This window comes from Oligella ureolytica DSM 18253 (assembly GCF_000373745.1).
GTDB lineage: Bacteria > Pseudomonadota > Gammaproteobacteria > Burkholderiales > Burkholderiaceae_B > Oligella > Oligella ureolytica.
The window spans coordinates 1-10,094 of record NZ_KB892331.1 but is presented as its reverse complement, the minus strand read 5'-3'; the positions used below and the strand labels follow the sequence as shown (position 1 = coordinate 10,094).

Here is a 10,094-nt window from a genome sequence, read left to right as displayed (position 1 = left end):
AATCCACGCGCCTGCGTGAGGCGCGACAGCTAGGCAAAGGCATCTGCTCAAGCGAGTGGAATGTTTCAATCCACGCGCCTGCGTGAGGCGCGACTATGATTGTAGCACCGGTGAAGGTGTATTACTAGGTTTCAATCCACGCGCCTGCGTGAGGCGCGACGTTTATTATGAGTAAGATAATGTTTTACGACATTGTTTCAATCCACGCGCCTGCGTGAGGCGCGACCAAAGCTAACTAAGGCGCAATTTATTACTTTATTCGTTTCAATCCACGCGCCTGCGTGAGGCGCGACCTTAGATGAGCCTTTTAATAGACTCACATGGACAGTTTCAATCCACGCGCCTGCGTGAGGCGCGACGTTAATATATCTCACTACTTCCATGACGATAGTAGTTTCAATCCACGCGCCTGCGTGAGGCGCGACATTGCTCGTTATTTATAACGCTATATAATGTATGTTTCAATCCACGCGCCTGCGTGAGGCGCGACGACATACGTTTCTATAGCTCACCAAAGAATAAGCGTTTCAATCCACGCGCCTGCGTGAGGCGCGACAGAGTATGATTAACTAAAACTGGAGTAAGAAAATGTTTCAATCCACGCGCCTGCGTGAGGCGCGACTTCTCAGACTTTAAAACCGCTTTTGATAAGATGGGTTTCAATCCACGCGCCTGCGTGAGGCGCGACGACCATGGATTCTTTTCGGTTGTGTTTGATAATGGGTTTCAATCCACGCGCCTGCGTGAGGCGCGACTTGCTAGAGGAGCTGACAATAAACGATTTTTATCAGGTTTCAATCCACGCGCCTGCGTGAGGCGCGACAATGAGCAATAAAACCATAATCGACCAAGTAAAAGTTTCAATCCACGCGCCTGCGTGAGGCGCGACGCTCATCGAGTGGGTAAAGTCAGTAAGCTTTTCGGTTTCAATCCACGCGCCTGCGTGAGGCGCGACAAAAAGAAATATATTGTACTGCTTACTATGCTATGTTTCAATCCACGCGCCTGCGTGAGGCGCGACATACCTAGCTGCACTACACTGCTAAGCCCACTGTGTTTCAATCCACGCGCCTGCGTGAGGCGCGACTATTTAATGGGGTGGAATTGCCACCAGGTATTACCGTTTCAATCCACGCGCCTGCGTGAGGCGCGACTATGCGTAGTTACAAGGGTAAAAAACCACAAACCGTTTCAATCCACGCGCCTGCGTGAGGCGCGACCGCATTATTATAACTTGTTAAAAAACAAAGAGAAACCAAATTAATTCCGCTACCTAATGGAATTAATTAAAAGGATTTAATTATTAAATATAAAACGAATATTTTTTATTTAAATATCAGTAAGTTGCGTTACCGCTAACCTCATTTCACCAAAAATGGTGGATAAAACTCAGTATCACCACGGATATGCCTAGCTAATAACGTTGCTTGGCAATGCGGCAACAAACCTAGAGGTACTTTTTCTTGTAAGAACGGGTGAATAATTTCAGTCTGTTTTCTTTCTTGGTAAATAGTTAGTAGTTTTTTTCGGGAATCTTCTTTTAAAAACATAGCACCACTCGCCTCAGTAACAAAGTCCTTCGCTTGAATTTGCTTACGGTTAATTACAGTTAAGACTAAGCGGTCGGCCCAAAATGCTCTGAATTCCTCTAATAAGTCTAGCGCTAAACTGGGCCGCCCAGGTCTATCTTGATGCAAAAGTCCAACAAATGGATCTAAACCAACACCATATAGTGCCGAAATACACTCTTGAGTTATTAGTGAATAGACAAATGACAACAAAGCATTTACTGGATCAGTTGGTGGTCTGCGTATACGACCACTAAATAAAAAATCCTCCCCACGCAATAGCTGATTGAAAATAGAAAAATAGCTACTTGCAGCCTCACCCTCTATACCCATCACCTCAAGAACATTTGTAGCACGTTGTACACGACGCAAGCTATTCTTTAACCGTTTGACTGCGCTTTCTAACTGTAAGTTTTCACCATGATTTCTTAACTCTCGTTGTAATACATTACGACTATTAGCGATTTTAGCAGCAACGAATAAACGTGCCACTGCAACGCTTTTCTCAGGACAATCAGCCCAACGATATTGAGCTCTTCTTAATAAAACATTACCGTTTTTTCTTCCTTTTACCCTCGCTAAGAAACGTCCGTATTCGGTAAAAAACACCACCCCTATACCTTCATCTGCACAATAACCCATTAAAAAAGGAGACATTGATACTTGGCCAAAACAAAAAACATTTTCAATAGATAAAGAGGGAAATTGAGCAAGTTTTTCATCACCTAGTTTAATAATAAGTGTTTCACGCTCTTTATGTAAATAACTACCTTGCCGCGTAATATAAAGCGTATTAAGAAATTTTTTCATCTTCAAAAAGCTCCTTAATATAATTGATAGACTTATCATTTCGGTAAGTATCGGGTTGACAAAGATTTTTAAGCGAACAAGCTCGACAACGCTTTTTATCCTCAGTAGGTGGTGGTGTTGACCCTTCCTGCCTTATTTTATAAGCTGATTGAATAATACTTATAGTATGCTGACGTAGTTCAATATCTATAGATACTGTTTCACGCTGGCGGGTTTCCCAGTACCAGATCGCACCTTCAGTTACATTTGTTTCCTGCATCTCCTCAACACACAGGGCTTGAGCACACAATTGGAGACGATCCCAGTCTTCAACTTTGGGCTTCCCTCGTTTGTACTCGACAGGGTAGTACTTAAGTTGCTCACCTAAATGGACTTCCAACAAATCCATTTTTCCTGTGATTAAATACTTCTCAGAATGTAACAAGACTGAACGTTCATAGCGAACTCCTTTGCGCTGTTCTGGTTGGCCACCATCTATACGTTCGTGCAGACGACGGCCATCGGCAGTAAAATAATTTTCTTCCCAAGCTTGCTCCACATGAATTAACGCAAATTGCCTAGGACAATAGGCAAAATGCTGTAAGGCAGAAATCGGAAGAAAATAAGTATCCATTTAGAATACCTCTTGCACTATCACACCTGCAGGTATAGCACTGTCAATCGTGATTTCATAATCTGCAAAGCTACGTGCAGGGCTACCTTCCTCGCCATCTAATCGAGAAGTTTTAACCAAATCAAATAATTTATGCGCTGGTGCATTACCCATAGCATTATCGTGTTTGAATACAATTAGCTTACGTGCTGCCATCTCCCCACGAGCAGCAGAGCGGTCATGCTCAAACATATTGGTTAAAGCACGCCAAAGTAGTTGTAGGTCATCTTCAGTAAAATTGGTTTGTTCCGCAAGTTTTGCAGATATAAAACCATGTACTCTGTACAATCCATAAGGCACTATATGCTTGCGTCCCATAGTTCTCTCTTTCTCTAGGTCTTTTTCATTAGTAACCGCCATTCTGGTAATGGATATTTCCATTGGCACAATAGGATCAATAGAATTAGCAAAAGCTAGCTGTAAAGGACCGCGTACCTGACCTGCGTTGACTTCAGTAGTCATTACAGCGCCAAAAGCGCGTACATCAAAAAAATTGCCACACATCCAGGCTGTTAATTCTCGCGCTTTTTCTATATCTTTAGGCAGCTTTTTTGCTTCGTGTTTAATATTCAGTGCGTCGTAAGCTTTTTTATGTTGATTGTTCAGCACCGATTTTTCTTGTATATAAATTTCAAAACCAGGCTCATTTTCTTTTTCTAGCGCAACATAATTGCGTATTTTGCGCTTTAGACAAACATCTGTTACTAGTCCTTGATTAGTTTCAGGATCAAGCCTTGGCATATTCCCTGCGTCAGGATCACCATTAGGGTTTCCATTAGTTACATCAAAAAAGTAAACAAATTCGTAACGATTTTTGATAGCTGTCATTATTCTTTATCCTCAAATAAGTTTTCTAATTCATTATTTTCTTGCTTTGTAAAAAAAGCTTGTCGTTGTTGGTAGTAACCTAAAGCAAACTGTCCTTGTGCTTCTATACGTAAGCTTCTAGGGAAATTAGCACCAAGGTTATCAAGCACCTCACCAATAGTTTTTTCACGATTTACAGCAAGACCCGGATTATCTTTACGTATTTTTCCTAAATGGTTTTGAGTGTTCCGCAATAACATTGGAAAAACGTGTGCGGGTGTTGCCGATGCAGCACCATAATAACGGTCACGGATTGTGGCATTTACATTGTTACCCAAAGCGTCTTGTTGTATTTTTTCAAGTGCAGCAAATAGGCGACCTAGCAAATAGCCAGGCTGTTTATTAGTGAAATCTAAACTCACGGGCATCTCTCCTGTAAACTTGGCTGTTTTAGTTAAACGATTAAATCGGGTTATTACCGCTTTTATTAATGCGACACGTAGGCCTATTACCTCGCCATCAGCACGAAAGCGCATTAGCAGATTGCTTAACAAGCTGTAAGGGTAAGCATTACCTGTTAGCACAGCTCGAGTTATTTCACCTGCTAAGTGTGAAGGGATATCTTCATTCTTTGGTTTACCCTGACGTATAGGTGCTGTGGTTTGCAATAAACGCCAAATAGCTGGTGGAGTTAGCCACGGCAACGGCTCTATCCTTAAATCCTCATAATGCTGGGCAAGGCGTTTAGCAAATACTTGCAAAGAGTCTGTCTGCCAAAAGCGAATAGAAAGACGAGCAGCATTTGGTGCAAGACCTAGAACAAATATCTGTATATCATCCGTTAGTTCTTTATTTAAATCAGCTAATGGTCGACCTTGACGAACAGTATCTAAAGCTCTTCTAAGCTTTTCAGCTTCTTGCTCATCTTTTGCTTCAGGATCCATAAAAGCTGCAAACAGGTCTTCACCTGCCTTTATAGAGGTTGGTGATTTTGCTTGAGCCCAAAAAACCACCGTGGCATCGCCTAGTTTTAATCTTTGCCGATTATTAATATCGCGGCGCAAAAGATAATTAAGTGCTGTAGTGTAAGCAAAAACAAACTCTTCACCAACTGGCGAGTTATCACCTTGTTTCTTTCCATAAGATTCAAAAGCATTCTGGTTAAATGAAACGATAGCTGCACCAGAGCTTTGAGCATTGTCTACACCTCTTATTGAGTCATGGAGCCTCGCAATCGGTTCCAACTCACCCGAGATTAAACAAAAGCTTCTCGACGCTTCACCTGTTGCTGAATTTCTAATATACTCTAGATAAATTTTCTTTATTGAATTGCGTTCATAAATATACTCAAACTCCCCATCCCCCTCAATTCTGAAAGTGATATTAGAATCAATAAACTCATCAGCTATTACAGAAAAACTGGAGGTTTCGTACAGTTTTAGTGGATTCCAATTATTTACAAACTTAACTAATGCTCTAGAACCGATATCTTCACTGCTTCCTAGTAGTGTTAAATGGTGCTCCTTAAAAGAGTCATATTGTTCCTGAAGCCTATCAAGCTGTTCTTTTGTTTTTTTATCTAAAGATTCGTTAGCTTGAAAATTGCTACAAAAATCTGATTTTTTATACTCTTCATCAAAAACCTTACTAATACCTAGTGAATAACTAGTCTTATCCCAAAAACTAAATGGTTTTAAGACCCTGCCAGGCCTGCCGAATGCAGCCGGCACCATATATGTTTTTGCCTTGGGTTTTTTATTACTCAAATCTCGTAAATCTTCTATATCAAGAAGATTGCCATCTAGGTCTAGAACTAAGCAAAAATCTAAGCGTTCACTACTAAACCCTGGTTTAGCAACTTGGGAATTGACTTTGTTAGATAAAACATCGTAGTAATCACTCAAAGCTGCAAGTATCATGATTTCACCTCTTGTGCTGAAAGCTCAGGTACTTCTATCAAACCATCACGCATAACAGCACGATAAAATAAAGGCGTATTACCGTTAGCGAAGTCTATATCGTGCAGCATCCAGCCTAAGTCCTTCTCCCCTTTCAGCTCTAATGCCGACTCAAACTCTTGATCGTTTTGTACTAGCTCAAAATAGGCTGGGAACTCACGATTGCCCATGCAAGGCATATGAAAGTATTGCCCACGTTTAGCACGACGTTTAAAGATATCCAAATGTTTTCCAGCATTCTCATCAGTGTTAACTTTATCTGTCAGCTCAAAGTGAGCGGTAATTACATAAGCAACATCACGTAATAGTGTAGTCGCACGTTGTTGACGATCATCTTCAATAAACTTTGTAATTCCTGCTGTACTTTTGTCTTTTATCCCTTTAGTAATACTATTAACCGGTAATTTTGAACCCAATTCATTACGCCGAATTGATTCAAAACGAATAGGATTTAATACTTGGATACTGTCAATAACCCAACGTATTGCTGGCTTCCAGTGAATGGCTTCTAAAATGCCACGCGCAGCTGAAGGGGTTATCACATCGTAAGAAACACGCTCTGCTTTCATTTCAGGACGTGTAAAGCAGGCTCTGTCTCCCCAAACTAAAAGTTTTATTCCATAATTCATATTAGTCTCTATATTCTTTAAAACACTAAACTCTGTGCATGTATAAACTCGGGGGTTTCCCAGTGCAAACCATAATCTGCACTATATAAATCCGGGCTTTCAAGTCTCATAAACTGCTCTCCAAATCGCTCTTCACCCACAGCATATAATGCACCGCTTTTTTTCAGTTCTTTAAATGCCCGTTCGGGTATTTGCACTAAGTAAGCTTGTAGCTTTTTAGCAGCTGAAGGTGCGAACTCTAAGTCTTTGAGTACAGTTTCTACTTCCGAGCGTATTTGATTAGTACCAGGTATAAAAGGCACTATAACCGGCATCATCTTCGACTCTATAAAACGAAACTCTTGTGCTAACGTTTCAAAAGGTAGACTTGCAGGACATGAACTTGCTAATATTCCTAAAAGGTTCTTAGCATCTAGTTCTTGATCACCTCTTTGCCAATAAAGCTGCTTAAAATAATCTTCTACCGCTTCTAAACTTAATAAATCCTCACCATGTTTACGCGCAACGCTACGAAACACTTGAGCAAATTGTTCTAACTCTGGCGGCGCAGTCCAGTCTTCGTTTAAAGTTGCAAAAACACGGGTTTCACTTTGGTTTATGCCTCTTAAACCTTCACGATTACAACGACCAGCAGCTTGTGCTATAGAATCCAAACCTGCTTCAGCCCTTAGCACAAAAGGAAAATCAACATCTACCCCTGCTTCAATTAAAGAAGTCGAAACAACTCTGCAGGATTTACCCGCTTTCAAACGTTGACGAATTTCTGCTAGTACCTCACTACGGTGCTTAGCATACATAAGTGTAGTGAGGTGATAGATACCTGGCAAATGCTCTATAGCTTGATATAAAGCTCTAGCATGGCGACGATTATTTACAATGCACAATAACTGTTCGTTTTCTTCAAACTCTTTTACTAACTCTTCATCGGACAAGGCTCCAACATGACGAACACTCACACGTCTTAATTTTTCATAAAGCTCGATGGGGTTAGGCGCTAATTCTTTTACATTTTCAAATCCATGCAAAAAACCTTGCTCTTTATTTAGTGCAGGCTGTGTAGCTGTACATAAGACTAGACTAGTTTTATAATTTAAAGCCAACTCATCTAATAAGGTTACACAGGGCCTCAGCAACTTAAGTGGCAAAGTTTGCACTTCATCTAAAATAACCACACTATTGGCAATATTGTGAAGTTTTCTGCAACGAGAGGGCCTGTTGGCGAATAAGCTTTCAAAAAATTGAACTGAGGTGGTTACTATGATAGGAGCGTCCCAGTTTTCCATTGCTAGACGGCGTTTTTCTTTAGACTCCAAGGCTTTACTTCCATCATCTTCAAAGGCACTATGATGTTCTAAAACAGCATTCTCACCTAACTCGCCAAAAGCTCCGCGAAAAACAGCTGCGTTTTGCTCGACAATACTTGTAAATGGAATAACATAAATTATGCGTTGCATACCATGTTTAATTGCATGACGCAATGCGAAAGATAATGAGGTTAGGGACTTCCCACCGCCTGTAGGTACGGTTAGAGAAAACAAGCCAGAAGGCTGGTCCGCTTGTTTCTGTACATGCTGTAATATTTCGCTGCGCAACTGCTTAACTTGAGTGTCTGGTTTAAAACTATTGAGCAACACATCTAGTTTAGTGTTCAGCTCAACAAGACTAGAGTAGGTGTAGGCATCTCTTAAAGGTCTATTTTCTACTTTTCTGTAAAAATTATCTGTATCAATAAAATCAGCATCAACTAAGCAAGAAAAAACCATTCGAGTAAGCAAACTCAACTGAAAACGCCCACGTTTATTTTTAGGTGTAAAGCCACTGGGTAGCCCTAGCTGGCTTACTAAACTGATCTCCTCTTGCCAAGCATCACATAACACGGGTAGCTCATTGGTTAAACGCACATCTAGACTTGATTTTTTTTGTTTTCCTGAATATTTTCCGTTTGCCAAACCAGCGTGATGGCCTGCAATGGTATAGGCCAACAATTGACCCATTTGTGGGTAAATCTCTATCGCTTTTTTAGCTCCCCAAGTTGAATGGTCTACACGCACACCACCCTCCAGCCTACCTTGGAACTCTTGAGTGTACTTACCTAGATCGTGCAGAAGTCCCGCTGTCCGTGCATGTTCTTGAGCATTAAAAGCACTAGCAAAATTTGCAGCAATATCACCAACACTAACCAAATGCTCTTGCAGAGCTTGCCAACTTGTTTTTGGTTGACCTTCAACTGAATGGGCATAAAATTTCATGTTTTGCATCTTTATAGTTACTTACAAACAATTACTACTAATCACATTACTTACGTTTAACAAAAACATCAATACTGTATAAATACACTGTAACTAAACCTGACAGCATCGCGGCCAACTATGCATTATTTAACTAAACAACCATGGTTCAATGTCTTCTTTGTTGACGATGATCAGTTGTTGAGCTTTAGCATCAGCTTCATAGATTCGGGGATTTATATTGAGGAGCTGTAGCTTATAACTGACTAAACAGGCACGAGTTTGAATGTTAAGTTGTCCATTGTGCATCCCGTACTCAAACTCTATAACTTGTCGCTGTTCGTTAGTAAGACGTGGGTCTGGCGCAATAGTAATAGTAACGTTTGTATGCCAAGCGATATCATCCTCAAGTGCAACTGAACTTTTATCTAACAACTCGCCCGCACCTTGAAAACGACCAAGCACGAAGTCACGAAACTCTCGACTTTTTTCGCACCATGCGCGTAGGTGCCAGCGTTGACCTGTATTAATTAAATGATACGGCACTATGATGCGTCCTTCACGATTCGGGTTATTGATCGATACGTAAGTAACTTCAATTCGTCGACCGTTGCGTAACGCTTCTATCAGTGGCCGCATAAGCTCTGGAGAGACATGTCGCGTAGGCGGTGTTAAACAAACATTGGCGGGAATTGCCTCATAATATGCACTCTGGCCGGTAATCCAGTTTAGATATTCACCTACTTCACAGCTGATCTGCTTTGGATAAAACTTATTGGTGGGTCGGTAGTTTTTTTCACGACTGTGGTACTCTAACGCCTCTGGGTTAACCGACATAAAATCAGCTAACTTTTTGCTCGCTTGCTGTCTGCTGATACGGTTAATTCCGGCCAATTGGGAAGGCTGTACTCGTCCTTCCCAATACGCCAACAATTCAATGAGCCAACTGAACAAGTCGTACTTTCCGTTATATGAATTCTTATACACTTCATTGTGCTCCTGCATCACCTTTAATACTGAAAACACCAGATATATTGATTCATCATCAATATCTTCACCCGAAGACCAGAATAACAACTTTTTAAAACCTTCGAATTTCGAGAAGAATAATCCCCATTTTTAGCATCGGCTAGTAGTAGAATTTTAATTTACTTTAAGAGACCTTTGCAATAACCCCTCAAACTTCCTAAAATATAGCTTGTTTTCTTGCATTCTTACTTTAGTCCTATGAGTAGTTTCTTTCAACAAACCGCCAAAGCCCGTATTGCCAAACACCTTGATCGTTTTCCGTTACTTAAGTTAGATCAAGTGATTGATTGGCGACCGATTGAATGCTACCTCAATTCACAAAAGCAGCGTCGATTGACGACTCAACAAGGTCGTCCGAGTTATCCCGTGCTCGCCATGTTTAAGGCAGTCCTATTGGGTCAATGGCATAGCCT

General features: G+C 41.0%; 8 protein-coding genes and 1 CRISPR repeat array. Of the genes, 1 reads left to right on the top strand and 7 read right to left on the bottom strand.

The genetic code is table 11. The features are described 5' to 3' along the window. Positions 1 to 62: 62 nt before the first annotated feature. A CRISPR array of direct repeats spans positions 63 to 1,220; the repeat unit is 32 nt; unit sequence GTTTCAATCCACGCGCCTGCGTGAGGCGCGAC. Positions 1,221 to 1,361: 141 nt separating this feature from the next. The 7 genes from cas1c to B092_RS0110820 form a co-directional block, all read right to left on the bottom strand. Beyond that, positions 1,362 to 2,378, bottom strand: a complete 1,017-nt coding sequence (gene cas1c / locus B092_RS0110850; protein ID WP_018575264.1) for a type I-C CRISPR-associated endonuclease Cas1c — start codon at positions 2,376 to 2,378, stop codon at positions 1,362 to 1,364. Then, positions 2,362 to 2,991, bottom strand: a complete 630-nt coding sequence (gene cas4 / locus B092_RS0110845) for a CRISPR-associated protein Cas4 (RefSeq protein ID WP_018575263.1) — start codon at positions 2,989 to 2,991, stop codon at positions 2,362 to 2,364. Before cas4 ends, cas1c begins: the two co-directional genes overlap by 17 nt. Continuing rightward, positions 2,992 to 3,858, bottom strand: coding sequence for a type I-C CRISPR-associated protein Cas7/Csd2 (cas7c, locus tag B092_RS0110840; RefSeq protein WP_018575262.1), 867 nt, complete (start codon positions 3,856 to 3,858; stop codon positions 2,992 to 2,994). Next, positions 3,858 to 5,756, bottom strand: coding sequence for a type I-C CRISPR-associated protein Cas8c/Csd1 (gene cas8c, locus B092_RS0110835; protein WP_018575261.1), 1,899 nt, complete (start codon positions 5,754 to 5,756; stop codon positions 3,858 to 3,860). Before cas8c ends, cas7c begins: the two co-directional genes overlap by 1 nt. Beyond that, the gene (gene cas5c / locus B092_RS0110830; protein ID WP_018575260.1) at positions 5,753 to 6,424 is read right to left on the bottom strand and encodes a type I-C CRISPR-associated protein Cas5c; all 672 of its coding nucleotides are present in this window, start codon (positions 6,422 to 6,424) and stop codon (positions 5,753 to 5,755) included. The genes cas8c and cas5c overlap by 4 nt, the downstream gene beginning before the upstream one ends. A 17-nt stretch (positions 6,425 to 6,441) precedes the next feature. Next, a complete protein-coding gene (locus tag B092_RS0110825) occupies positions 6,442 to 8,673 on the bottom strand; it encodes a CRISPR-associated helicase/endonuclease Cas3 (RefSeq protein ID WP_018575259.1) in 2,232 nt (743 codons plus the stop codon). 129 nt (positions 8,674 to 8,802) lie between these two features. Continuing rightward, positions 8,803 to 9,729, bottom strand: coding sequence for a helix-turn-helix transcriptional regulator (locus tag B092_RS0110820; protein ID WP_018575258.1), 927 nt, complete (start codon positions 9,727 to 9,729; stop codon positions 8,803 to 8,805). A gap of 150 nt (positions 9,730 to 9,879) precedes the next feature. Between B092_RS0110820 and B092_RS0110815 the strand changes: the two genes are divergently transcribed. Beyond that, positions 9,880 to 10,094, top strand: a 215-nt coding sequence (locus B092_RS0110815) for a transposase (RefSeq protein WP_018573577.1), incomplete at its 3' end; no start/stop codon positions are given.